General features: G+C 41.3%; 18 protein-coding genes. 1 reads left to right on the forward strand and 17 read right to left on the reverse strand.

Annotation, left to right across the window (positions count from 1 at the left end; all coding sequences use genetic code 11):
- Positions 1-56 precede the first annotated feature (56 nt).
- From HMPREF1320_RS09490 to HMPREF1320_RS09500, 3 genes are all read right to left on the reverse strand, one after another.
- Positions 57-1,688, reverse strand: a complete 1,632-nt coding sequence (locus HMPREF1320_RS09490; protein ID WP_009418469.1) for a DUF6377 domain-containing protein — start codon at positions 1,686-1,688, stop codon at positions 57-59.
- Between the two features lie 193 nt (positions 1,689-1,881).
- Positions 1,882-4,476, reverse strand: coding sequence for a DNA gyrase/topoisomerase IV subunit A (locus tag HMPREF1320_RS09495; protein ID WP_009418467.1), 2,595 nt, complete (start codon positions 4,474-4,476; stop codon positions 1,882-1,884).
- 499 nt (positions 4,477-4,975) lie between these two features.
- On the reverse strand, positions 4,976-6,589 hold the full coding sequence (locus HMPREF1320_RS09500; protein WP_009418488.1) for a sulfatase-like hydrolase/transferase: 1,614 nt from the start codon (positions 6,587-6,589) through the stop codon (positions 4,976-4,978).
- 62 nt (positions 6,590-6,651) lie between these two features.
- Here HMPREF1320_RS09500 and HMPREF1320_RS09505 point away from each other — a divergent pair, with 62 nt between their 5' ends.
- Entirely contained in the window at positions 6,652-7,257 is a 606-nt protein-coding gene (locus tag HMPREF1320_RS09505) for a superoxide dismutase (protein ID WP_009418489.1), read from the forward strand.
- 122 nt (positions 7,258-7,379) lie between these two features.
- Here HMPREF1320_RS09505 and HMPREF1320_RS09510 read toward each other — a convergent pair whose 3' ends face one another.
- The 14 genes from HMPREF1320_RS09510 to HMPREF1320_RS09575 form a co-directional block, all read right to left on the reverse strand.
- Complete coding sequence (locus HMPREF1320_RS09510) at positions 7,380-9,014, reverse strand: S8 family peptidase (RefSeq protein ID WP_009418471.1); 1,635 nt, start codon at positions 9,012-9,014, stop codon at positions 7,380-7,382.
- A 112-nt stretch (positions 9,015-9,126) separates the two neighbouring features.
- Entirely contained in the window at positions 9,127-10,485 is a 1,359-nt protein-coding gene (locus HMPREF1320_RS09515; protein WP_009418483.1) for a PspC domain-containing protein, read from the reverse strand.
- Positions 10,486-10,488: 3 nt separating this feature from the next.
- Positions 10,489-10,821 carry a PadR family transcriptional regulator gene (locus HMPREF1320_RS09520; protein ID WP_002673691.1) on the reverse strand — a complete coding sequence of 111 codons (333 nt, stop codon included), beginning with the start codon at positions 10,819-10,821 and terminating at the stop codon, positions 10,489-10,491.
- Between the two features lie 437 nt (positions 10,822-11,258).
- The gene (locus HMPREF1320_RS09525) at positions 11,259-11,570 is read right to left on the reverse strand and encodes a DUF3467 domain-containing protein (RefSeq protein ID WP_009418481.1); all 312 of its coding nucleotides are present in this window, start codon (positions 11,568-11,570) and stop codon (positions 11,259-11,261) included.
- 3 nt (positions 11,571-11,573) lie between these two features.
- Positions 11,574-15,860 carry a DNA-directed RNA polymerase subunit beta' gene (gene rpoC / locus HMPREF1320_RS09530; protein WP_009418470.1) on the reverse strand — a complete coding sequence of 1,429 codons (4,287 nt, stop codon included), beginning with the start codon at positions 15,858-15,860 and terminating at the stop codon, positions 11,574-11,576.
- 921 nt (positions 15,861-16,781) lie between these two features.
- Complete coding sequence (locus HMPREF1320_RS09535; RefSeq protein WP_009418476.1) at positions 16,782-17,294, reverse strand: GNAT family N-acetyltransferase; 513 nt, start codon at positions 17,292-17,294, stop codon at positions 16,782-16,784.
- A 553-nt stretch (positions 17,295-17,847) separates the two neighbouring features.
- Positions 17,848-21,657: a DNA-directed RNA polymerase subunit beta gene (gene rpoB / locus HMPREF1320_RS09540; protein WP_009418478.1), complete on the reverse strand. Its 3,810-nt coding sequence runs from the start codon at positions 21,655-21,657 to the stop codon at positions 17,848-17,850.
- Positions 21,658-21,878: 221 nt separating this feature from the next.
- Positions 21,879-22,262: a 50S ribosomal protein L7/L12 gene (gene rplL / locus HMPREF1320_RS09545; RefSeq protein ID WP_002673673.1), complete on the reverse strand. Its 384-nt coding sequence runs from the start codon at positions 22,260-22,262 to the stop codon at positions 21,879-21,881.
- A 51-nt stretch (positions 22,263-22,313) separates the two neighbouring features.
- A complete protein-coding gene (gene rplJ, locus HMPREF1320_RS09550; RefSeq protein ID WP_002673671.1) occupies positions 22,314-22,829 on the reverse strand; it encodes a 50S ribosomal protein L10 in 516 nt (171 codons plus the stop codon).
- A 22-nt stretch (positions 22,830-22,851) separates the two neighbouring features.
- Positions 22,852-23,541, reverse strand: coding sequence for a 50S ribosomal protein L1 (gene rplA / locus HMPREF1320_RS09555; protein ID WP_009418480.1), 690 nt, complete (start codon positions 23,539-23,541; stop codon positions 22,852-22,854).
- A gap of 12 nt (positions 23,542-23,553) precedes the next feature.
- On the reverse strand, positions 23,554-23,991 hold the full coding sequence (gene rplK / locus HMPREF1320_RS09560) for a 50S ribosomal protein L11 (RefSeq protein ID WP_002673669.1): 438 nt from the start codon (positions 23,989-23,991) through the stop codon (positions 23,554-23,556).
- Between the two features lie 48 nt (positions 23,992-24,039).
- On the reverse strand, positions 24,040-24,591 hold the full coding sequence (gene nusG / locus HMPREF1320_RS09565; RefSeq protein WP_002673668.1) for a transcription termination/antitermination protein NusG: 552 nt from the start codon (positions 24,589-24,591) through the stop codon (positions 24,040-24,042).
- An 11-nt stretch (positions 24,592-24,602) separates the two neighbouring features.
- The gene (secE, locus tag HMPREF1320_RS09570) at positions 24,603-24,788 is read right to left on the reverse strand and encodes a preprotein translocase subunit SecE (protein WP_002673667.1); all 186 of its coding nucleotides are present in this window, start codon (positions 24,786-24,788) and stop codon (positions 24,603-24,605) included.
- Positions 24,789-25,110: 322 nt separating this feature from the next.
- A complete protein-coding gene (locus HMPREF1320_RS09575) occupies positions 25,111-26,493 on the reverse strand; it encodes a leucine-rich repeat domain-containing protein (RefSeq protein ID WP_009418472.1) in 1,383 nt (460 codons plus the stop codon).
- Positions 26,494-26,778: the final 285 nt, after the last annotated feature.

Below are 26,778 nucleotides of genomic sequence, written 5' to 3' on the forward strand. Positions count from 1 at the left end.
AATATTAGCTAATTGAATTGTGAAAAAAGCTTAAAAAAGTACTGAAATTTCACCTATTAATTACGTATTTTCTTCACTTTTTCTTCGAAAGTATCGCGTTCTCCTTTCGCTTTATTCCGTACTTTGGTGCGATAGTTGTACACTGTGCGAAGAGAATAGCGCAAGAATTCGGCTATCTTATTACTATCGGTGATGCCTAAACGAATGAGAGCAAAAATACGCAATTCGGTATTCAGTAGTTCGCCTTTTTTAGGGAAGATTTGCTCTTCTTCTTCTAAAAGAGCGTTGAAGTGGGTTACAAAATGTGGATATATATTGAGGAAGATAGTATCAAAATTCTTGTAGAGAGCCTCTAATTCTTGTTCTACTACGGAGGTAGATTTTAGCACCTTGGTAAGGTCGTCAAACTGATGTTTAGAAGCCTTTTTGTAGAGTAGTTTTCGGTAGTTTTCAATCTTATCGATATACGCTGAACAGAGGTTGAAGAAATGAGCAATATATTCTTCTTTAATAAGATTTGCCTCCTCGAGGTTGAGGTTTGCCTCTTCGAGGGTTTGGTTCATCTGTTGTAGGTCGGTGTTGAGCTTTTCGAGTTGCTGATTACTGTAAGAGAGTTCTTTACGTATCTTTATCAATCGCTTAACTTGTTTGTACACATATACCAAAGCGATAATCAAGGCTACTGATAACACACTGATGAGTACCAAATACAATTGTAATTCTTTCTTTTGTTTGGCTTCTTTCTCTTGATAGGCGGTGTTGATGATGGAATAGAAAGAGGCACCTTCTTCGGCGCGGTGTCGCACATTGCAGAAGGCAGCATCATCGATAGCCATTTTGATAAACTGATAGGCTTTGCTTATATTCCCTCGTTTGTAGTAAGTAAGCGCTAAGCTCTGCAAGGAAGCATTATCTTTGATTGCGTTTTTGATGTCGGCGATAGCAGAGAGGGCAAAATAGTATTCTTGAAGGTTGTCATTTCCTTTTTCTCGTTCTACAAGACCTAAATAATAAGCTATTATAGCACGTTCAGGTTCCTCTTCGGTAGTTTGAGGCAATAGTTGTTGAAACTGTTGCATAGCGCGGTTTTTGTCTCCTGTAAAGAACTCATCGATAGCACTGTTTACCTTAAAAGTAAGCGACTGTTTGTCTATGCACAATAATAAGGAATCGCGGTAGCGGTTGGAGGCACTTAAATAAGCACTATTATTGATGCTTTGACCATAATGACTGCACAAGGCATAACACGAATCGTAATACTCACACAGAGATTTCTTGGGTAATCGGTGTTTATCGATAGCTTTTAGCAGTTGCAACGCTTCTACGTACATTCCTTTTACCGAGTAGAGTTTAGAGAGCAGGATATGGGTTTCGTCTTGCTTTTCAGCATCGTTTAAAGCTATTGCTATCTGTTCGTTTTTCAGCAAATAAGCTACTGCCGAGTCTGCCTTAAATTTTCGGTATTCGGTATACAATTGTTTGTGCAGGTCGTATTTTTCTGTTGGTTGAGAGGCTTTTTTAAGAGTCTTTTCCAAGGAAGTAATACGCTGTTCTTTGGCTTGTATATAAGTAGCACTCTGCTCAATGGTTTGGTTGAGCCGGTGGAGCACAGCCTCTTTGCTCTCTTGTGCCACAGCTGTATTCCTACCGAACAACAATATGATAAAGAGTGTAATATAGTTTTTCATAAGGTTTTTTTTTATTAAAGCCCCCGAACCCCCGAAGGGGGACAAGCCGTAAATTTGCATCAGCAGGTGATTATTAGGATATTATTCGGACATACTGCTCAATCAACTTTGCCAAAGGTCGTAGCACGACGAGCAATTAAAAACTTTGGCAAAGTGTAGCGACGCAAAAGGGACTTGATTATTCATCGTTATCTCAGAATTCTAATTCTGTTTGGGTGCCGTCGCTATCATTTTCAGACGAAGGAGGTACGATTTCTTCATCACCGAGGTCTTCTACGGGTTCCTCTTCTTGGGGTTCTTCGTAGGGGAGAGATTCAAGAGTGTTGACAGTTTTCACCTTGTCGGTAGTGAGCTGGTTGCCCAAGGCTTTGATGCCTTTTACACTGATGAACTCTTCTAAATTCACCGTAAGGTTCTCTTTCTCCTTGCCTTTTTCTTTGGTGAAGACCACCTCAGCCATAGGTCGCCAATCGGAAGAGACAAAGAGCAATTGCGATTTAGGATGTTCGGTAATGACTAACTCTTCGCGATTTTCATTCTCTACCACAAAGCGTTTTACAAATACGCGTTCTTTCTCGCCATCGTAGTAAATCACCGAAATAGGTTTCTCGGGTACCCATTTCTCCATTACAGCGATATTGTTCTCGAAATGCAGACTCAATTCGGGGATAATGGTCTTCACGACGCCCTCTTTGGTGATGAGAAGCATACGGTCGTCGCCTTTGAAAGCCCCGAGTAGCGTACCGCGTTCTTCGGTGTTGAGGCGTTTTACAATATCGTCGAACCATATCTTGCGCGGTTTGAGAGTTGATACGCCTTTTTCTTTCAGCTCGATGCGCTTGATAGCGTATTTACTCACGAGGTTTCCTTTCACGCCACGTCCTTTGATGAGGGTATCGGCAAAATCGATATCCCATCGCAGTTTGCGCAAAGTGCCTAACTGACGCAAGTTCACGGTTACCACTTCGGCTTCACCATTAGGGTTGGCTGTAAAATAGAGCACACGCGACTCTTTGTGTTGAGGAATGAGCTCGTACTTCTTATCGCGGGTAATACCCGTAACATTGAAGCGCTTGATATAGGAGAAGCCTGTTTGTCCGTCCTTATAAATCATATTATACACGGTGCGCTTATCGTCTTTCTTAAAGACCGCTACGTGTATGATGTTTTTCTCTATATATTGTTTATCGGCTACTTTGGTAACGTACATCGCACCGCTTTCGGTAAATACAATCACATCGTCGATATCACTGCAATCACCTACATACTCGTCTTTGCGTAAGCCTGTACCCACAAAACCTTCAGCTCTGTTCACATAGAGTTTGGTATTGCGCACCACTACTTTGGTCGCCTCAATGGTATCGAATACGCGCATTTCGGTTTTCCGTTCGCGCCCCTTACCATAAGTCTTTTTGAGTCGTTCGAAATGGGAAATCGCATAGTCGATAAGGTTTGCGAGGTGGTTTTTCACTTCCTCGATATCAGCTTCAATTTTGAGGATATTTTCATCAGCCTTATAAGAGTCGAAGCGGGTGATACGAATCATTGGTATTTGAGTGAGTTTAGCTAAATCGTCATCGGTAATCTCACGGATCAAATCTTTTTTGAAAGGTTCAAAACGCTGGTACAAGTACTCGTACAAACTTTCTCTATCGGTGTATTTCTTGAAGTCGATATACATCTCTTCTTTGATGAAAATCTTTTCGAGCGAGGCACTGTGCCATTGCATTTCGAGTTCAGAAAGTTCAATTTCGAGCTCTTGTTTGAGCAGACTTACTGTGCGGTCGGTACTGCGACGCAACACTTCTGAGACGGTGAGAAAATGCGGTTTGTTGTCCTCAATCACACAAGTAATGGGCGAAATAGCCGTTTCGCAGGCAGTGAAGGCGTAGAGTGCATCGATAGTCTTATCGGGTGACGTGCCGTTGGGCAAGTGCACCAATATCTCTACATTGGCAGCTGTGTTATCGTCTACCTTTTTGATTTTTATCTTGCCTTTTTCGTTGGCTTTTAGTATAGAGTCGATGAGCGAGGTAGTGGTGGTAGTAAACGGAATTTCGGTGATGCAAAGCGTACTCTTGTCGAGTTGTGAAATCTTAGCACGCACCCGCACGCGTCCGCCTCTTGCCCCATCGTTATAGCCACTTACGTCCATAATACCCGCAGTAGGGAAATCGGGGTATAACTCAAAAGGTTTATTTTTGAGGTAAGCAATGGAAGCCTCGATGAGCTCGATGAAGTTGTGAGGCAATATTTTGGTAGAAAGCCCCACGGCTATCCCCTCGGTGCCTTGTGCCAAGAGGAGCGGGAACTTCACTGGCAAACTGATAGGCTCTTTTTTACGACCATCATAGCTCGATTGCCATTCGGTTACCTTAGGGCTAAACACCACATCGAGGGCGAACTTAGAAAGGCGTGCCTCGATATAACGAGGGGCTGCGGCATCGTCGCCTGTGAGGATATTCCCCCAGTTACCTTGCGTATCGATGAGCAAGTCCTTCTGACCGATTTGTACAATAGCATCGCCTATACTCGCATCGCCGTGAGGGTGATACTGCATTGTATTTCCCACCACGTTAGCCACCTTGTTGTATCGACCATCGTCTAATTCTTTAAGCGAGTGCATAATACGGCGTTGTACGGGCTTAAAGCCATCTTCGATTGCTGGTACAGCGCGTTCGAGGATTACGTACGAAGCGTAATCCAAGAACCAATCTTGGTACATACCCGTGACTTTAATGATGCTATCTCCTTGTGGAGTAGTGTTTTGAGGTGTATTGTCTTCCATCGGAACAGATGTTGTTTAAAGTGCAAAAATAGAAAATAATTGACAAATGACAAAAAATGGGATTTATGTAAAAAGTAAAAGATAAAAGGTAAAAGGTAAAAGAAAGAGATGACGAATGACGAGTGACGAATGACGAAGGTAATGTGGAGGGGATTTCAACTTTGGTAAAGTATGTAGCGACGGAAAGGCGAAGGTAAGGCGAACGATGAGTGGGTCTTCAGTGGGTCTACAGTGGGTCTACAGTGGGTCTACAGTGGGTCTACAGTGGGTCTACAGTGGCTCTACAGTGGGTCTACACTGGCTCTACAGTGGCTCTACAATGGCTCTACAATGGCTAAAGAACGAACAAAAGACGGGGCGAGCTACACGGGCAGATGAAGAATAAACGAAAGAAAAGCGGAAATAGAAGGGAGAATAGAAGAAAAAGTATTGATATTACATCGCTCCAAAAAAGGTAGATACTTTTTTGGAGCGAATTTTATTATTGATTGTTAAAGCACTATTTTCTGTTTTTAATATTGTTGAGCATTGTTTTGAGTCTGGTGAGCTCTTCGGGATGGTCTTTTGCTACATTGTAGAGCTCCATTATGTCTTCTTTGAGGTCGTACAATCGGGGCTCAGGATAGTTGCCCAGATGTGTGCGAGTGAGGGGTTGATAAGAGGGGTTACCGCTGGGGACTACATATTTCCAACGACCATCGGTAATGGAGAGCGCTCCCCCAGAGGCTATTACATAAGGGCGACCTTTCTTGTCTTTGCCTAAGAAGGCTTTGAGGTAATCTTCGCTATCGGTGGCTGCTCCTGAGGGTACCTCAGCACCAATAAATTTACTCAAAGAGGCAAAGAGGTCGATATGTGAAAGCAAAGCGTCGGAAGTAACTTTTTTCACTATCTTAGGATAGCGTACGATAAAGGGCACACGCGTACCCGCTTCGTAATTGCTGTACTTGCCTCCGTGGTTGTGAAAAGCTCCCCACGGACGATGTCTGCCTAAGAGCTCTTCGGCTTGATCTTGATAACCATCGTCTATCACAGGACCGTTGTCGCTGGTGATAATGATGAGCGTATTATCGTATAGCTTATTAGCTTTGAGGGCTTTTACGATTTCACCCACTGTCCAGTCGAATTGGAGAATTGCATCACCGCGGTAACCCATACCACTTTTGCCTACAAAACGCGGATTGGGGTACCGAGGTACGTGTATATCATTAGTACCCACATAGAGAAAGAAAGGTTGAGATTTGTGATTTTCGATGTATTTTACCGTTTTGGCTACAATGGTATCGGCGAGATATTCGTCTGTCCAGAGAGCTTTGCCACCCCCTTTCATATAGCCGATACGCGAAATACCGTTTACTATGGCTTGGTCGTGACCGTGGTGTAAGGAAGGTTTGAGTTTAGTGAGCAGTTCGGGGTTGTTCTTACCCGTAGGTTCACCTTCAAAAGGCTTGCTATAGCTCACTTCGATGGGTGCTGAGGAGTCGTAATTGGCTACGCGTTGGTTTTCTATCCAGACGCAAGGCACACGGTCGGCTGTGGCAGCCATTATGCAGGAATATTCGAAGCCTATATCGGAAGGTCCAGGGGTGATAAAGCCGTTCCAATCCTGTTTACCGCGTTCACCTCCTAAGCCCAAGTGCCATTTGCCAATAGCGCCAGTAGTATAGCCTGCTGCTTTGAACACATCGGCAATGGTGGTTTGCTCAGGACGAATGACCATAGCAGCATCACCAGGAGCAATACCAGTGTCATTGCGTCGCCAATTGTACAAGCCCGTGAAGAGTGAATAGCGCGAAGGTGTGCAAGTGGCAGCGGTGGAATGTACGTTCGTAAAGACCATTCCTTGTTTGGCGAGTGAGGCTACCTGCGGGGTATGAATTGTCTTTTCGCCATAGCAACTTAGGTCGCCATAGCCTAAATCATCGGCTACAATGATGATGACATTAGGTTTTTGAGCATAAGTAGCGAAAATAAAGCTATAAAGGAGAAAAAAGATACAATGTTTCATAATTATAGGGGAGTGGGTTTTTGTAAAAGAAAAATACCTTGCAAAGGTATGAAAATAATTATACTTTCCAAATATAATTATACCTATATAAGGAAAATCTATCATTAAAGTATCTCAACCAATTAACTTTTATAGTACTTTTGCTAAAAATTTAAAAAGAAAATACTATGTTTACATTACCTAAATTACCGTATGCTTATAATGCGCTTGAACCTTACATCGATGCGCGTACAATGGAAATACACTATACTAAGCACCACAACGCTTATACCACGAACCTGAATACGGCTTTGGCTCCGGCGGGGGTAGAAGGCAAAACAATTGAGGAAATTCTTACCTCACTTGATATGAACAATGCTGCTCTTCGCAATAATGCTGGCGGTTTTTACAATCACAATCTTTTCTGGGAAGTGATGACTCCTAATGGCGGAGGTAAACCTATGGGAGAATTGGCTAAGGCAATTGAAGAGGCTTTCGGAAGTTTTGAAGCTTTCAAAGAAGTTTTTAGCAAGGCTGCGGCTACTCGTTTTGGCTCTGGATGGGCGTGGCTTTGTGTACACAAAGGAGGTAAGCTTGAGATTTGCTCTACTGCAAACCAAGATAACCCGCTAATGCCTAACACTGGTTGCGGAGGTTTTCCTATCTTGGGATTAGATGTGTGGGAACACGCTTATTACTTGCACTATCAGAACCGTCGTCCTGATTATATTGAGGCGTTTTTTAACGTGATTAATTGGGCGAAAGTTGCCGAGCTTTACAACGCTCATAAATAAGTCGTAGCAGTCGTAGCACGACAGGCATTTAAAATGCTAATGACTTATATGAATAACAAGCAAATATAAAAAAAGCCGTGTGAGAATTTCTCATACGGCTTTTCATTGTATTATATAAATTTCTATTTGCTAAGTTTTGTTTTAGTAATTTTGGCGGCTAAGATTACTGCATTTTTAGCATTTACAATAGTACCTGTAGTAGAAAGGTCGGCGAAGTTCATTTCTTTGCGTTTTTTACCTTCATCATCATCTTCACCTACGAGTACTTTCATATCTACTTTTACACCAGACTCCATAATGATTTTCTTCACTTCGGCTGCACTGAGACTTGGGAAGTAAGAACGCAACAAGGCTGCAACTCCGGCAACTTCCGGAGAAGCCATTGAGGTTCCTTGCAAGAACTCGTATTTATTCTCAGGAGTGGTAGAATAGATTTTTACCCCAGGAGCAAATACATCGACATTGCGTTTACCATAGTTTGAGAAAGAAGCTACTAAATTCTTGTTATATTCATAGTTCAAAGCCCCTACGGTAAGGAAGTTATCAGAGATTTCTTTCTTGTTTACTTCGTCGTTAGGATAAGTATCTTTCACGTCGATATCTTGAGAGTCGTTACCCGCAGCGTTCACGATAAGGACATCTTTAGAAGCTGCGTATTTGATAGCGTCGTACACCCATTCTTTGTGAGGAGAAAAAGCTTTACCAAAGCTGGTGTTTATTACTTTGGCTCCGTTATCTACTGCATAACGCAAAGCAAGGGCGACATCTTTGTCGTACTCATCACCATCGGGGACAGCACGTACTGCCATAATAAGCACATTATCGGCAACCCCATTCATACCGATTCCGTTATTGCGTTCAGCTCCAATGATTCCTGCTACGTGTGTGCCGTGTAGGGCATCTTTGGTATTAGGACCTATTACGTTATTATTGCCGTAATACTTTTTGGTAAAGTCGTTTTCATTATCTTTTAAGATAGTTTTACGAGGCGAAAAATCGGGGTTGAGGTGATATTTCAGTTTTGTATCGAAATACTCGATAGCGTCGTTGAGTTCTTTTTTGATATCACCAGAATTAGAGACATCTGCTAATAGCTGTTTCATAAACTGAATCATCTCGGTAGTAGGGGCATCAAAAGTTTTGCCTTTGGTAGCGGCATCGATGTCCTCAGAGGTGTACACTTCTTTACCTGTGATTTTACGCAAGTTGTTATCGGCAAATTCAGTTATTTGGATAAGTTGCTCATAATAGCCTTTGCGTTTTTTAGTTTCAGCAGTTTCTTTATCGAATTCTTTTTTAGCATTGGCATAATCAGGATTTTTCTTATCCTTAGTTTTGTAAATACGAGTCATCTCGGTATTTTCTTGAGCGATATTACCGAGGAAGTTCCAGCCGTGTACGTCGTCTACATAACCGTTTTTGTCGTCGTCAATTCCGTTGTCAGGAATTTCTTTAGTGTTTACCCACACTACGTTTTTAAGGTCTTCGTGGTTGATATCCACACCGGAATCTACCACTCCTACGATTACTTTTTTAGGGGTAAGACCTTTGAGTAGGGCATAGGCTTCTTGCAAGTTCAGTCCAGGGAAGTTTTGTTTAAAACCTTCGTGAGGCCAACCTTTGAGGGTAGCATCATTGTAAGTTTTCTGAGCTAAAGGTGTTGCGGGAGCTTTGTCCATATCGGCACTAACTTTAGTAGCCCGACAGCCCACAAATAGGAAAGTTGCTAAGGCAACCCAGATAAATGATTTTTTCATTCTATTAGTTAATTACGTATTTAAATTTTATAGATTTTCATCTTATAACAAAAACCGTGCAAAAGTACGAAATAATTGCGAATTACAAATTACGAATGACAAAAAAATTACATTAATCTCTTTTTACTTCCTTACCTTTGGGTACAAATAGAGTGATTTGCAGGCGTTGTGCACGATAGAAATCTCCTTTTGCTATTTGATAGGTTTCAGGGATAGTGATTTGGTTATCTTTCACTTGTAAGGTATAATGAATATTTTTAGAATGCTGTTCGGCTTGACCTATGTTTCTGCCTCTTGAATGAGTAGAGACTTCAATATAGGGCTGTGCGTCTTCGGGTAATTCATTAACATTGAAATTACAATCGGCAACCACAAGGCTATCGTTTTTGATACCCATAAGACTCATCTTGTGAGTATAGTTACGATGTACTACCAAAGTATCGGAAGTGGTAACAACGGGTATTTTTTCTTGTATAACGGTTTCGGAAGTAAAGTCTCTTAAAACAGTTCCTAAGACTGTGAAACCTCCTATGATACCTATGGTTAAGCTCAACACATTGAACACTATCCAACTTTTGGGTGTATGAAAATCCTTTACAAAAAGTTTGAAACAAAGCAGTAAAATCACTGAAACAGGAAACAAGAGCAATAATACTGCTGAAAAGTACAACAAAGTGTGTTGCCAAGTTGCCGTCACTATAAAGGGAAGAAAATCGTTAAGGGCAAGCAGACTAATGCTTCCGAATACGGTTATGCCAAATAAGGAGAGCACTACGGCTATTAAGGATATAAACAATGGCAATAGTAATAGAATTGCAATAAAGTAGAGTATTACTTTCAGTAAGACAGGGAAGCCATTCCTTTGAGGTTTTAGGGTTTCTTTGCTCGTAAAAGAGAAGTTGGAAAGGGTATCGATGGTTACGGCTTCACCTTTCATCTCTAACTTCTGAGCGGCTGTGCGTGCGGGAGGTACCACAGCCCAAAACGCAATATACAAGAGTAACAGAGCAGAGGTAAAAAAGTGAAGAATGAAGATATTCACCAGTAAGACCAATAGAAAGAAGATGCGTACCCAAGTAACGTCGTATTGAAGGTAATGGGCTATGCCAGAGAGTACGCCACCGATTTTCTTATCATCGATATCGCGGTATAGCTTTCGCCCTTTCAAAGAAGAAAAGGTAAATTTGGTTTCAACAGAAGAGGGTTCTTCACTCTCAACGTATTGTTCGGGACGACCTAATACTTCTATAAGATATTGCACGTCTTGACCGATTACTACTTCGCGCTCTTTAAGACGAACTTTGAGTAGTTCAGCCATACGTTGCTCTACATCGTAGAGAATTTCTTCTCTATCGGTATTTTGGTTCAAATGATTACGCACCTCATTGAGATAGTTATTGAGGGCATTGTAGGCGGTCTCTTCGATGATAAAAGAAAAACCACCCAAACTGATGTTTTTTATTTTGTCCATAATTTAAATAATTTTATCAATCATTGTTTGTAAATCACGCCAGGCTTTTACGGTTTCGTTTAAGAAGCGTCTGCCTGATTCGGTTAGTATGTAGTATTTACGAGGAGGACCCGAAGTAGATTCTTTCCATTGATAGGTAAGTAGCCCGCTGTTTTTCAATCGGGTAAGCAAAGGGTATAACGTTCCTTCGACCACTATCATATCAGCTGTTTTGAGCGCCTCAATCAGGTCGGAAACATAAGCTTCTTTGTTTTTGTCAATAATGGAAAGAATACACATTTCTAAGATGCCTTTGCGCATTTGTGTTCTTGTTTTTTCGACATTAAATTCTTCCATAGTTTTGATGTTTTTAAATTCGGGGCAAAGATACGACAAAAATAAGTATTATGCAATACATAGTACCAAAAATAATCAATATTTTTTAAATAGAAGTGCTTAAGTCACTGATTTATTGATAGAAAGAAAAGGTAAGAAAAAGATATATTTTTTTGGTGGTAGAGATGTATTTTGGGTATGGGGAGCTTATAGAGAGCTTATAGGAAGCTTATACGAATCTTGGACGATTGCTATAGGAAAGGTGTATAATGCACTATGTATGAGAAGGATAGAGAGCGAAGAAAAACGACATTAAAAGTAAGTTTAGTAGGGTGATAAAAGGTAAAAAGCTAAAAAAGGAATTGGTTTTTGAAGGAAGTGTAATAAAAAAATGCCAAAGGTGTGAACCGCACAAGCGGTTCACACCTTTGGCAAAGTTATGATTATTTGTAATTAAATTAAGCTTGTCCGGTTACACCAAAGAGAGGTATGGCGTGACGGTCGTCGCTATTGGTGATAGTACCATTAGCTTGTTCAAACTTCTGGATATTATCATCTAAGGCGAATAGCAGGCGTTTGGCGTGCTCAGGGGTAAGGATAATGCGACTGCGCACCTTCCCTTTGGGCATACCTGGCATTACGCTCACAAAATCGACTACAAACTCGGTAGACGAGTGGTTGATAATTGCTAAGTTAGAGTATACTCCCTTGGCAACCTTGTCGTCGAGCTCAATGCTCAACTGTCCTTCTTTTTCTTCTACTTCGTCCATTGTCTATCTCGATTTTTTCTTTTCTACCACGGGTTCTAAATCGGCTTTAGAGCCTACGATGATTTTCTCGTATTCTTTGAGTCCGGTACCTGCAGGAATACGGTGACCTACGATTACGTTTTCTTTCAAGCCGTCGAGGAAGTCTACTTTACCACTTACCGCTGCTTCGTTTAATACCTTCGTAGTTTCTTGGAAAGAAGCTGCTGAGATAAACGATTTGGTTTGCAACGATGCACGAGTGATACCTTGTAGCACTGGCATAGCAGTAGCAGGAATTACATCGCGAGCGATTACCAAGTTCTTATCGGAGCGTTTGAGTAGTGAGTTCTCATCGCGCAATTCACGCAGGCTCACTATCTGTCCAGCTTTTAAGTTTTCGGAGTCTCCAGCGTCTTCTACTACTTTCTTACCAAACAAGCGGTCATTTTCCTCGATAAAGTCGTCTTTGTGAACTAACTGACCTTCGAGGTAGAGGGTATCGCCTGGGTCTTGGATTTCCACTTTACGCATCATCTGGCGAACGATAACCTCAAAGTGTTTATCGTTAATTTTCACCCCTTGCAAGCGGTATACCTCTTGCACTTCGTTTACTAAATACTGTTGTACTGCCGATGGTCCTTTAATACGCAAAATATCATCAGGAGTTACAGAGCCATCGGAGAGCGGTTTACCTGCACGTACAAAGTCGTTTTCTTGTACCAAGATTTGGCTCGATAATTTCACCAAGTATTTGCGTTCTTCGCCCGAGCGTGAGGTAACGATTACTTCTTTATTACCGCGTTTGATTTTACCGAACGATACTACCCCGTCAATTTCGGATACGATGGCAGGGTTCGATGGGTTACGTGCTTCGAAGAGCTCGGTAACACGAGGAAGGCCTCCTGTAATATCCCCAGCTTTGGCAGAGCTACGTGGTATTTTCACAAGCACTTTACCTTCTTCAATCTTGCTGTTGTTGTCCACCATAATGTGAGCACCCACAGGCAAGTTGTAAGAGCGGAGCGTTTCGCCATTCTTATCAGTGATGAGCAAGGTAGGAATCAACTTCTTGTTACGCGATTCTACAATCACTTTTTCTTGGAAACCTGTTTGCTCGTCTATTTCTACTTGGTAAGTAACTCCCTGTTCGATATCTTCATAAGCGATTTTACCAGAGTATTCCGAGATGATTACCGCATTATAGGGATCCCATTGGAAGAGTAAAGTTCCTTTTTTCACCTCTTCTTTGTCTTTTACAAAGATATGCGCTCCATAAGGAATATCGTGTGTTTGAAGTACCATTTTGGTAGTAGGGTCAAGCACGCGGAGCTCAGATGAACGCACTACTACGTCCACAGGGTTTTGTTCGTTGTCTTTACCACGAACTACGCGTAAGTCTTCTATTTCTAGTACACCGTCAAAACGGGCTTCAGTTTTATTTTCTTCTGATACGTTACCCGCAACCCCACCTGCGTGGAAAGTACGCAAGGTAAGCTGGGTACCTGGTTCACCGATAGACTGGGCAGCTACCACCCCTACGGCTTCCCCTTTCTGTACCATACGTCCGGTAGAAAGGTTGCGACCGTAACATTTTGCACAGATACCGTGTTTAGCTTCACAGGTAAGTGCCGAGCGCACTTCTATCATATCGATAGGAGCGGCTTCTATTTTATCTACTATTTTTTCAGTAATTTCTTCACCAGCACCCACAATAAGTTCTTCGGTGAGAGGATTGTATACATCGTGGAGCGATACACGTCCTAAAACGCGCTCGCCAAGAGTTTCTACTACTTCCTCGTTCTTTTTGAGGGCACGTACTTCTACCCCACGCAAGGTTCCACAGTCTTCTGTATTAATAATCACGTCTTGCGATACGTCTACCAAACGACGAGTTAAGTAACCTGCGTCGGCTGTTTTCAAAGCGGTATCGGCAAGACCTTTACGGGCACCGTGGGTAGAGATAAAGTATTCGAGGATAGATAGACCTTCTTTAAAGTTCGACAAGATAGGGTTCTCGATGATTTCACCACCCCCTACGCTCGATTTCTTAGGTTTTGCCATCAAACCACGCATACCGGTAAGCTGACGAATTTGCTCCTTAGAACCACGCGCTCCCGAGTCGAGCATCATATACACTGAGTTGAACCCTTGCTGGTCTGTACTGATGCGTTTCATCGCCAATTCAGTAAGTTGCGCATTAGTAGATGTCCACACGTCAATCACCTGATTATAACGTTCGTTGTTGGTGATGAGCCCCATATTATAGTTCATCATAATACCATCTACGAGTCCGTTGGCTTCGGCTATCATATCAGCTTTTTCTTGCGGAATGATGATATCCCCTAAACTGAACGACAATCCGCCTTTAAAGGCAAAACGGTATCCCATATTCTTGATTTTGTCAAGGAAGTCTCCCGTTACAGGAATACTGGTAGCTTTGAGGATACGACCGATGATATCACGCAATGATTTTTTGGTAAGTACCTCGTTGATGTAGCCTACTTCTAAAGGTACAAGCTCATTGAAGAGCACACGTCCAGTGGTAGTTTCTACTACGGGGTAATACACATTGCCATTTTCGTCGAGGTCACGCACTTTCACTTTAATAAAAGCGTTTAAGCTGAGCTTTCCTTCGTTATAAGCGATATTCACTTCTTCTGCTGAATAAAAAACTGAGCCTTCCCCTTTAATAGGATATTCAGGGGTAGACTTACGACCTTTGGTGATGTAGTAAAGCCCCAAGACCATATCTTGTGAAGGTACAGTAATAGGCGAACCATTCGCAGGGTTGAGGATATTGTGTGAAGCCAACATCAAGAGTTGTGCCTCTAAGATAGCCTCAGGACCTAATGGCAAGTGCACCGCCATTTGGTCGCCGTCGAAGTCGGCATTGAACGCTGTACATACAAGCGGGTGCAACTGTATTGCTTTCCCTTCGATGAGCTTAGGTTGGAATGCCTGAATACCCAAACGGTGCAAAGTAGGAGCACGGTTCAGTAGTACAGGGTGACCTTTAATTACATTCTCCAAAATATCCCATACTACGGGTTCTTTCTTGTCAATGATTTTCTTAGCTGATTTCACCGTTTTCACAATACCGCGCTCGATGAGCTTACGTATTACAAACGGCTTATAGAGTTCGGCTGCCATATTCTTTGGCAAACCACATTCGTACATTTTGAGTTCAGGACCTACCACAATTACCGAACGTGCTGAATAGTCTACACGTTTACCGAGGAGGTTCTGACGGAAGCGCCCTTGCTTACCTTTCAATGAGTCAGAAAGTGATTTAAGCGGACGATTAGACTCTGTTTTTACAGCTGATGATTTACGTGTGTTGTCGAAAAGTGAATCTACCGACTCTTGAAGCATACGTTTCTCATTGCGCAAAATCACATCAGGCGCTTTGATTTCCATCAAGCGTTTTAGACGGTTATTACGAATAATCACACGTCTGTAAAGATCGTTAAGGTCGGAAGTCGCAAAACGTCCCCCATCGAGCGGTACCAACGGGCGCAATTCAGGCGGAATCACAGGAATCACCTTCATTATCATCCATTCAGGCTTGTTCTCGCGGTTTCTTTGAGATTCGCGGAACGCCTCTACCACTTGTAAGCGTTTAAGAGCTTCAGTTTTGCGTTGTTTAGAACTTTCGTTATTAGCTTTGTGACGCAAGTCGTAAGAAAGTGCGTCTAAATCCAAACGTTCTAAGAGTTCGAGAAGACACTCAGCCCCCATTTTAGCAATGAACTTATTAGGGTCAGTATCTTCTAAATATTGGTTATCAGCAGGAAGACTCTCGGTAATAGCGAGATATTCTTCTTCTGAAAGAAAGTCTAAGTATTGTAAATCTTCACCTTCTGGTCCTTTGGCAATACCTGGTTGGATAACTACATAGCGCTCGTAGTAGATAATCATATCCAACTTTTTCGAAGGAAGCCCTAACAAATAACCTATTTTGTTAGGTAATGAGCGGAAATACCAAATGTGAGCGATAGGCACCACAAGGTTGATATGTCCTACTCTTTCGCGGCGTACTTTTTTCTCGGTTACTTCCACGCCACAACGGTCGCAGACGATGCCTTTATAACGAATGCGTTTGTATTTACCACAAGCACATTCATAGTCCTTTACAGGACCAAAAATACGCTCACAAAACAACCCGTCGCGTTCAGGTTTGTGAGTACGATAGTTGATAGTTTCAGGTTTAGTAACCTCACCGCGTGAAACGGCTAAGATAGATTCAGGAGAGGCCAAACCAATCGAAATCTTATCAAATTTAGGAACAGCTGTATTTTTTTCTCTTGCCATATTATTTATGGTGAATATAATAAATTTATCGGGCTTCATAGAGGTCTCCCCACGAAGCCTATTTACAAAATATCGTGCAAAAGTACAACTATTTTTTAAAATAGCAATTATTTTTTCGTAATATTTTTAGAAGAATATTTTAAGAGGTTGATAGTTAGTAGCATAAAATTTATCGACGTCTTAAACTTTTACACTTTCAAAGTTTCTACTCGTCTGTCCTGCTACAGCCTTTGTCAAAGTTTCTAATTTGCTTGTCGTGCTATGCCCTTTCTCAAAGTTGAAATCTTCTATGTATTACCTTCATCATTCGTCCCTGGTCATTCGTCATTTCTTCTCTTTTCCGTCACTACACTCTCCCTAGTGCCTATGCCCTAAGAGCTAGAACCTCCCACTCCATTTGCTAATTTCCAAATTTTCTAATTCTCTAATTTCCCAACCCGCCCATTCTCTTTCCGTCACTACATTCCCCCTTTGGAGCTAGCCAGCAATAGCTGGGTATGTGTAAAGAGAGAGGTTTTATTATTTTTCCCGTCACTACCTTCCCCCTCTCCTTGGGAGAGGGACGGGGTGAGGATTCCTTTTCTTTCGCCTCGAAACCCTCTTTTTGCCATTTTTTTGCATTGCTGTATTATACTATAAGTCAACTACTTATATACCCTTCCTATACCAATCGTCCAAGATTCGTATAAGCTTCCTATAAGCTCTCTATAAGCTAACCCCACCCTCCTTACACCCTTTTTTCATCAAAAAGCCTCTTAGTCTCCTTTCGAATTCTTCCGTTTCCTTCCGAAATTCCTGACCAGTCTGATTTGTCCGACAAGTCAAACCAGTCAAGAAATCTTTTTTATCACTACCTTTGCCCAGCCGTGTTCTTTTTGCGTATAACTAATTATTGTATTTTTTAAAGTAAGGGGGGATATTTTAAAACATCGACAGTTTCATTAAAATATCGGTTTGAGCATCAGAGCCTAAGACGAAGGTGTGTGCATCGAAAGCTACAAATCCATTTTTTTGGTAAAAACGTAAGGCTCTTTTGTTCTTCTCCCATACCCCCAGCCATACATAGGGTACCCTTCGCTCTTTAGCTACTTCAATAGCTTTTTGATAAAGCGCTTGACCTACCCCACTGCCGTGAAATTCCTTTAACACATAGATACGTTCTATTTCCATTGCATTAGGGTCTTGTGGTTCTGTTTGAGCAGAGGCAAAATTGAGCTTCAAATAACCTATCACCTTGTTTTCTTCTTCAACAAAGAAGAAAAGAGAATCTGGATTTGATAGTTCTTGCTGTACTTTGCTTGTCGCAAAACTTGTAGTGAGGTATTGCTCCATATCCTCTGGAGTATTAGTATCAGCAAAGGTTTCATAGAAAGTTTGTTTGCCAATAGCCTGCAATAAGGCTATATCAGTTGTGATAACAGGACGTATATTCATATTGGTATGTTCAGTATCATTATCCGCTAATAGTTTCTAAGCTAAGGCGATAGTTATCATTGAGCCTTATATTCATCAAGTGCCCCAAAAAGTAATCAGGGTTGATATTCTGTATTATCGTCAGTGGTGTAAGTAAGTTGTTGCATAATAATTCTTTTTAGAAAGAAAACGCACAAATATACATTTTTTTCAGCGAAAAACAATATTTTGATTTTAATTTCCTAATTTTGTATCCCAAAAGGAATAATGATGAAAGAACTAAAAAATTTATTACAGCAAGTCGCTACTATCACCCAAAAGAACAACGAACTTTTGGACGCTACGAGAGGGAGCTAAATTGTAAAGACTGATGCTTTCTTCCAGAGTTCCAAACAAAGAGTAGAAATACTATTAGACGCCTTAAAAGGATTAAAATTGTAGTAAATAATCTATCTTATTGCTATCTAATTCCTATATAAAACAAAAATTCCAAACTACTGAATATTCAATAGTTTGGAATTTTATTATAATTTCAACAATTAATTATTAACCATTAACCATTAATAATTAATCATTATTCTTCAAGTCTAATATCCAATCCAAGACCTTTAAGCTCGTGCATCAATACGTTGAAAGATTCTGGCAAGCCTGGTTCTGGCATTGTCTCACCTTTTACAATCGCTTCGTAAGTTTTGGCACGACCTACTACGTCATCGGATTTTACAGTTAAGATTTCGCGTAAGGTACTAGATGCTCCATAAGCCTCCAATGCCCATACCTCCATCTCTCCAAAACGCTGTCCACCAAATTGGGCTTTACCTCCCAATGGTTGTTGGGTGATGAGTGAGTACGGACCGATAGAACGAGCGTGCATCTTATCGTCGATCATATGTCCGAGTTTAATCATATAAATTACCCCTACAGTCGCTTTTTGGTCGAAACGTTCACCAGTACCACCATCGTATAGGTAAGTATGACCGAAACGCGGTACGCCTGCTTCATCGGTAAGCTCATTAATTTGCTCAAGCGATGCTCCATCGAAGATAGGAGTTGCAAACTTCTTGCCGAGCTTTTGTCCTGCCCAACCCAATACAGTTTCGTATATCTGACCGATGTTCATACGTGAAGGCACCCCAAGAGGGTTCAACACAATGTCTACCGGAGTTCCGTCTTCAAGAAATGGCATATCCTCATCGCGAACGATACGTGCTACGATACCCTTGTTACCGTGGCGACCAGCCATCTTATCTCCTACTTTTAGCTTACGTTTCTTAGCTACGTAAATCTTAGCTAATTTTAGGATACCTGCAGGTAATTCGTCTCCCACAGCAATGGTGAATTTATCGCGACGTAATCCTCCTTGTAGGTCATTTTCACGAATGCGATAGTTGTGCAAAAGGTCGTCTATAAGACCGTTGATATGCTTATCGTCAGTCCAACCTGCAGAAGTAAGGTGAGCATAATCCTCAATGCCTTCAAGCACTTTCTTAGTATATTTCTTACCTTTAGGCACAATTTCTTCACCGAGGTCGTTCACTACTCCTTCCGAAGTCTTTTCAGCTACTAAGCTATATAGTTTTTCCAACAATTTAGAGCGAAGAGCTTCAAACTTAGCGTTGTAATCAGCTTCTAATTGTGCTACGTCTTCTTTATCTTTACTGCGTTTGCGTTTGTCTTTTACCGCACGTGAGAACAATTTCTTGTCGATAACCACCCCATAAAGTGAAGGTGAAGCTTTTAGAGAAGCGTCTTTCACATCGCCCGCTTTATCACCAAAGATAGCACGGAGGAGTTTCTCTTCAGGGGTAGGATCTGATTCTCCTTTAGGAGTAATCTTACCGATAAGAATATCCCCTGGGCGTACTTCTGCTCCAATGCGAATCATACCGTATTCGTCCAAATCTTTGGTCGCATCTTCCGATACGTTAGGGATATCATTAGTAAGCTCTTCAGCCCCCAATTTAGTATCACGCACTTCCAAAGCGTATTCATCAATATGGATAGATGTGAATAAATCTTCGCGTACAGCGCGTTCCGAAATCACAATCGCGTCCTCAAAGTTATAACCTTTCCAAGGCATAAACGCTACCTTCATATTACGACCGAGAGCTAACTCTCCGTTTTCAGTAGCATAACCTTCACACAACACCTGACCTTTTTTCACTCTCTGACCTTTTTCAACTATCGGTTTTAGGTTGATACAAGTGCCTTGGTTTGTTTTTTGGAATTTGATAAGGTTATATACTGTTTCATCAGCATCAAAGCTTACCAATTTTTGTTCATCAGTACGGTCATAAGTGATAATGATTTTATCAGCATCTACATAATCAACTGTACCATCACCCTCTGCATTCATAAGCACACGGGCATCTGAAGCTACACGGCGTTCCAAACCTGTTCCTACGATAGGCGCTTCAGGTCTTAACAAAGGTACTGCCTGACGCATCATATTCGAGCCCATCAACGCACGGTTCGCGTCGTCGTGTTCCAAGAACGGAATAAGAGAAGCCGAAATAGAAGCGATTTGGTTAGGCGCGACGTCTATATATTGTACTTCGTTAGGTTCAATTATAGGGAAGTCACCATCTTCTTTTACAACCACTTTTTCCTCAATGATATTAGCTTTATCGTCTAATGCGATATTAGCCATACCAATTTTGAGTCCTTCTTCATCTTCGGCAGTCAGGTAGGTCATATCTTTAAGGTCTACCTTCCCATTAGTAACTTTGTGATAAGGGGTTTCTATAAAGCCCATACCGTTTACCTTCGAGAATACCGCCAACGAAGATATCAAACCGATATTTGGCCCTTCTGGGGTTTCAATAGGACACAAGCGTCCGTAGTGAGTATAGTGTACGTCTCGCACCTCGAAGCCCGCACGCTCACGTGACAAACCTCCAGGTCCTAAGGCAGACAAACGGCGTTTGTGGGTAATCTCAGCCAATGGATTCGTTTGATCCATAAACTGAGATAATTGGTTTGTACCAAAGAACGAGTTAATCACAGACGAAAGGGTCTTCGCATTGATCAAATCGATAGGAGTAAAAACCTCGTTGTCACGTACGTTCATACGTTCACGGATAGTGCGCGACATACGAGAAAGACCTACACCAAACTGGGCTGCCAATTGCTCTCCTACTGTGCGCACACGGCGGTTAGACAAGTGGTCGATATCATCTACCTCTGCTTTAGAGTTGATGAGCTCAATCAAGTATTTCACGATGGTGATGATATCCTCTTTGGTAAGCACTTGCTTTTCCATAGGGGTATCCAAGCCCAATTTCTTGTTGATACGGTAACGCCCTACATCTCCCAAGTTGTAACGTTGGTCTGAGAAGAATAGCTTGTCGATAATACCACGAGCTGTTTCCTCATCGGGTGGTTCAGCATTACGCAACTGTCGGTAAATGTGTTCTACCGCTTCTTTCTCAGAGTTGGTAGGGTCTTTTTGTAAAGTATTGTGGATAATGGTATAATCAGTAGCCTGACTATCTTCTTTGTGGAGAAGAATGGTCTTTACATCAGCTTCTAAGATTTCTTGAATGTTATCTTCGTCGAGTACAGTATCGCGGTCGAGGATAATCTCATTACGCTCAATAGATACTACCTCTCCGGTATCTTCGTCTACGAAGTCTTCGTGCCAAGTGTTGAGCACACGGGCAGCCAAACGACGACCGATGTATTTTTTTAGCCCTGTTTTAGAAACCTTTATTTCTTCTGCAAGGTCGAATATTTCCAATATATCTTTATCGCGTTCAAACCCAATTGCACGGAAGAGTGTTGTTACAGGGAGTTTTTTCTTACGGTCGATATAGGCGTACATCACGTTGTTGATATCGGTAGCAAACTCAATCCACGAACCTTTGAAAGGAATAATACGTGCAGAGTAGAGTTTAGTACCATTAGCGTGAAACGACTGACCGAAGAATACCCCTGGTGAACGGTGTAACTGCGATACTACTACACGCTCAGCTCCGTTGATAACGAATGTTCCGCTTGCCGTCATATAAGGGATTGTGCCCAAATAAACGTCTTGTACGATAGTTTCAAAATCTTCGTGCTCAGGGTCAGTACAATAAAGCTTTAATCGGGCTTTCAGAGGCACACTATAAGTAAGACCGCGTTCTATACATTCTTGGATAGTGTAGCGAGGAGGGTCTACGAAATAGTCGAGAAACTCCAATACGAATTGGTTGCGAGTGTCCGATATAGGAAAGTTCTCTTTAAAAGTATGATACAATCCCTCGTGCACTCGGTCTTCCGATTTGGTCTCCATCTGAAAGAACTCTTGAAACGATTTGATTTGAATATCCAAGAAGTCAGGATATTCAGGAACGTGTTTCACGGAAGCAAAATTCACTCTTGCGGTTTGATTCGTAAGCATTTTCTTTACTTTAATATTATTGTTTAATCGTTAGTAGTAAGTCGTTAGTCGTGAGTTTGTCATAGTTAAGACTTTCTCAAAGTCCTAAACTTTTTTAAAGTTGATATGGCACAAATCTCTTGCCATAATATCGTTGTTGTATTGTTGCCTTAAATTACAAAATGGTTTAGGTCTAATTCCTACTGAAAAAGACCTAAACCTTATAGGGTTTATAAGTAAAATTATTTCAATTCTACTTCTGCACCAGCTTCTTCTAAAGATTTTTTAAGCCCTTCAGCTTCTTCTTTAGAAACACCTTCTTTTACTTTTGAAGGAGCGCCGTCTACTACTTCTTTAGCTTCTTTTAGTCCAAGACCAGTTAAATCTTTTACTAATTTAACAACCGCTAATTTGTTAGCTCCTGCTGATTTCAAGAATACATCAAATTCTGTTTTTTCAGCACCGGCTTCTGCTGCACCTCCAGCTACTGCACCTCCAGCTGCTACTGCTACTGCTGCGGCTGCTGGCTCAATGCCGTACTCATCTTTCAAGATTTGTGCAAGCTCGTTTACTTCTTTAACGGTTAAGTTTACTAATTGTTCTGCGAATTTTTTTAAATCTGCCATTTTTCTATCGTTTTTGTTTAATTGTTTAAAAATAATTTTGTGCGTTTAGTTTTATTTTTCAGATAAGGTCTTGATGATACCAGCCAATTTACCTCCTCCTGATTTAAGAGCTGAAACAACGTTCTTGGCAGGTGATTGGAGCAAGCCAATGATTTCACCAATAACTTCGTTCTTAGATTTGAGAGCTGATAAGGCGTCTAATTGATTGTCGCCGATAAATACAGCTGCATCTACATATGCCCCTTTCAAGATAGGTTTCTCTGATTTCTTGCGAAACTCTTTAATGAGCTTAGCAGGAGCATTCCCTACTTCAGCATACATCAATGAGGTATTTCCTTTAAGAATAGTTGGCAATTCACCAAACTCTTTTTCTGAAACTTCCATTGCTTTGGCAAGCAAAGTGTTCTTTACAACTGCCAATTTGATATTTGCTTTGAAACAAGCACGACGCAATGCGCTTGTGTCCTGAGCATTCAAACCAGTTAAATCTGTTACATAAATAACATTACTCTCAGCTAACTGTGCAGTTAAATTATCTATTACTAATGATTTTTCTTCTCTTGTCATAATTTCGGTTTTTAACTACAAATTAAACTGTTTTAGTATCTACTGCAATACTTGGGCTCATAGTAGATGAAAGATAAATCGATTTCATATACGTACCCTTAGCAGCGGTAGGCTTCATCTTTATTAATGTTTGAATTAACTCATTGGCGTTGTCTACAATCTTATCGGCAGTGAAGGATATTTTACCGATAGAGGCGTGAACGATACCTGTTTTGTCTACGCGGAAGTCGATTTTACCAGACTTTACTTCTTGTACAGCTTTCCCGATTTCCATAGTAACGGTACCAGTTTTAGGGTTTGGCATCAAGCCTCGAGGACCCAATACACGTCCTAAAGGACCTAACTTACCCATTACTGCTGGCATAGTAACGATTACGTCTACATCTGTCCAACCGTCTTTTATCTTTTGTAGATATTCATCAAGCCCTACATAGTCAGCTCCAGCAGCTTTAGCTTCTGCTTCTTTCTCTGGAGTTACTAAGGCAAGCACTCGCACGTCTTTACCTGTTCCGTGAGGAAGCGTAACTACGCCACGCACCATTTGGTTTGCTTTACGTGGGTCTACCCCTAAACGCACTGCAATATCCACAGAAGCATCAAATTTAGTGTAAGTGATTTCTTTGAGTAATGCTGAAGCCTCTTTTAATGAATAGAGTTTGTTTCTATCAACTTTTGCAAGAGCTTCTTTGTGTTTCTTTGTTAATTTTGCCATATTGCTTTGCGATTAAAAAGGTTTTTCTCCAGTTACTGTAATACCCATTGAACGTGCCGTACCAGCAACCATACTCATTGCAGATTCAATTGTAAATGCACTCAAATCCGGCATTTTGTCTTCTGCAATTGCTCTCACTTGTTCCCAAGTGATACTTGCTACTTTCTTACGGTTTGGCTCTCCGGAACCTCCTTTAACCTTAGCGGCTTCCAATAGCTGAACAGCAGCAGGCGCAGTCTTGATAACAAAGTCGAATGACTTGTCTTTGTAAACGGTGATAACCACAGGAAGTACTTTCCCTTGTTTGTCCTGCGTACGTGCGTTGAACTGCTTGCAGAACTCCATAATATTAACACCGGCAGCACCTAATGCGGGTCCAATTGGTGGCGAAGGATTCGCTTGACCTCCCCGAGCTTGTAGTTTAACTACTTTACTAACTTCTTTTGCCATTGTTTATAATTAATAATTTATTTAAATGCCTCTTTTACGAGGGCTTTGTTACAATTTCTCTACTTGGGTGTAGCTTAACTCTAATGGCGTTTTGCGTCCAAAGATTTTTACCATCACCTCAAGTTTGCGCTTCTCTTCATTCACGCGCTCTATGGTAGCATTAAAGCCGTTGAAAGGTCCATCTATAAGTTTCACCATTTCACCTACTTCAAACGGAATCGCTACCGTCTCTACCGTCTCAGCCAATTCATCTACCTGACCGAGCATACGGCTTACATCAGCTTTGCGCAAGGGTAGCGGGTCGCCTCCTTTGGTTTCACTCAAAAAACCTACTACTCCTGGGATAGACTTAATGATATGCACTACCTCGCCAGCTAAGTGAACTTTTACCATTACATAACCGGGCATATGAACCCTATCCTTAGTGGTCTTCTTGCCATTGCGCACCTGAACCACCTTTTCAGTAGGCACTAATACTTCTTCCACATAGTCCGCATACCCCAATCGTGAGGTCTCGTTCTCTATGTAGTTCTTTATTTTGTTCTCCTGACCGGTAACGGTTTTAATTACATACCATTTTTTTTCTATTAATCCAGACATCCTCGCTGTTTTTATTTCATAAATTCAAAATACTTACCTATAAGGTATTCAAATGAAGAATCCATTCCCCAAATTACTAATGAAAATAAGATGGAAAACACCACTACTACCACCATTTCTCTCTGTGCGTCCGAAATAGTAGGCCAAGTAACGTGGTTCGTTAGCTCTTCATAAGACTCTTTAATGTATTGAATCATAACTTATTAGTGTTATAAGTGAGTAATATTACGCCTATTTATGTGCGCTTTTGGGTGGCAAAAGTACGGCGAATTTTTCAATCCGCCAAACTTTTCACATTATTTTTTTAATATTTATTCTTCCCTACCTAATTCTTTTACCTCTCACCTTATTATCTCCTATCTTTTACCATTCCCGTCCACCTCATTATCTTTTACTCACATACCCAGCTGTGAGCCCTCGCTGGCTTCACCTTTCTCGTCCACGTCATTATTTTTTACCTTTTATCTTTTACCTTTTATCTTTTACCTTTTATCTTTTACCTTTTACCTTTCCCTCCCACTATTCCAAAGCACAATCTTTCCACCCTACCGCTTCTCTGTATAAACTTATTGACCTATGTGGCACTACCACTTTACCGCGGTAGCCTATTTTATTTATAATAGGAGGTGTTGTAGCTTTACTATGTAATTCCATAAGTCCACTATTCTCAAAGGCTCCTAAATCTATTTTTTCTATGGTGTTCGGCAAATTCAGCTCTTTTAAATTCGCACAACCGTAAAACGCCTGCACCCCTATTGAAGTCGTAAACTTTGATAGTTTTACCTCTGCGAGGTTCGTGCAGTTGTAAAATACCTTCGAAGCAATTACGGTTACCGCTTTGGGTAGTTCTACTGTTTGTATATTCTGACATTCACCAAAAGCAAGACCTCCTATATATTTTACCTCATCAGGCAAATCAATGTATTGCAAACTCTTACAGCCATAGAAAGCTGCGTAATAAATATTGGTAAGAGCCAAAGGCATCTGCACCCGCACTAGCGAACTACAATTCTTAAAAGCCTGTATATTGATTTTCTCTACCGTATCCGGAATCACAACAGCAGTAAGACTCGTACAGTCCAAAAAAGTATCGTTTAGGATATGGCGTAACCCGTAAGGCAGTTTCACCTTCATCAAACTGCTACAACTGTTGAAAGCACTTGCTCCTACAAACACTACACTATCAGGGATATCAATGCTTATCAATCGTCTGCAATACTCAAAAGCATCATCACCTATACTCTCTAATTGCTTAGGAAATGTTACCGAAGAGAGGTTCTCGCAGTACGCAAAAGCACTACTTCTTATATTTTTCACGCTTTCAGGGAGCACCACCTTTTGTAACTGCTTGCATTGGTAGAAGAGTTGTGAAGAAATCACCGATAGTTTTTCGCCGAGAAAATTCACTTGTTGCAAGCCCGAACAATCCATAAAAGCCCGATTGCCCAACTCACTCACATTTTCCGGAATCTCTATCTTTTTCAGTGAAGAACATCCTCTAAACGCTTCTTCCCCTATATTAGTAACCGAATTAGGCAGAAATATCATCAATAGTTTAGTACAATTCGCAAAAGCACGAGCTCCTATATAGGTTACCGAATTAGGTAATATTTCCACTTTCGTAAGGTTAGTACAGCCCGAAAAAGCCCCCTCTTCAATATTAGTTACCGTTCCCGCAATGCTGATAGATTTCAGTGGAAGACAATCTTTAAAGGCTTCTTTGGCAATTCTGTTTACAGTGCGAGGCAGTTCGATGCTTCCATCGCGGGGCAACTTACTGTTGTCGCATTTCAGCAGTACCCCATCACTGATGATAAGCGCCTCCAATCCCTTTTGTGCAAAGATAAACTGACTTAAAAAGAGGAAACCCAAAAAGAAGTGTTTGTAGATAGCGGTAGTCATTATTCTGATGTTTTTAGGGGGCAAAAGTACATATTTTTAACAGAACTCACAAACACATCTCCTAATTCTCTAATTATCAAATAGGCTAATTAAATTACCAGTCACGCTGTGCTCTCATATTCCCTTCGTCAATCGTCCCTCGTCATTTCTTCCCTTTTTCGTCACTACCTTTTCCCTCTCTGAGGTAGCCAGCAATAGCTGCGTATGTGCCCCGCGAGAGCGGAGTATGTGATAGGAGGAAGGTTTATCACCTTTTCCAGCTTGTCCCCCTTCGGGGGTTCGGGG

Source organism: Capnocytophaga sp. oral taxon 335 str. F0486 (assembly GCF_000277665.1).
GTDB classification, from domain to species: domain Bacteria; phylum Bacteroidota; class Bacteroidia; order Flavobacteriales; family Flavobacteriaceae; genus Capnocytophaga; species Capnocytophaga ochracea.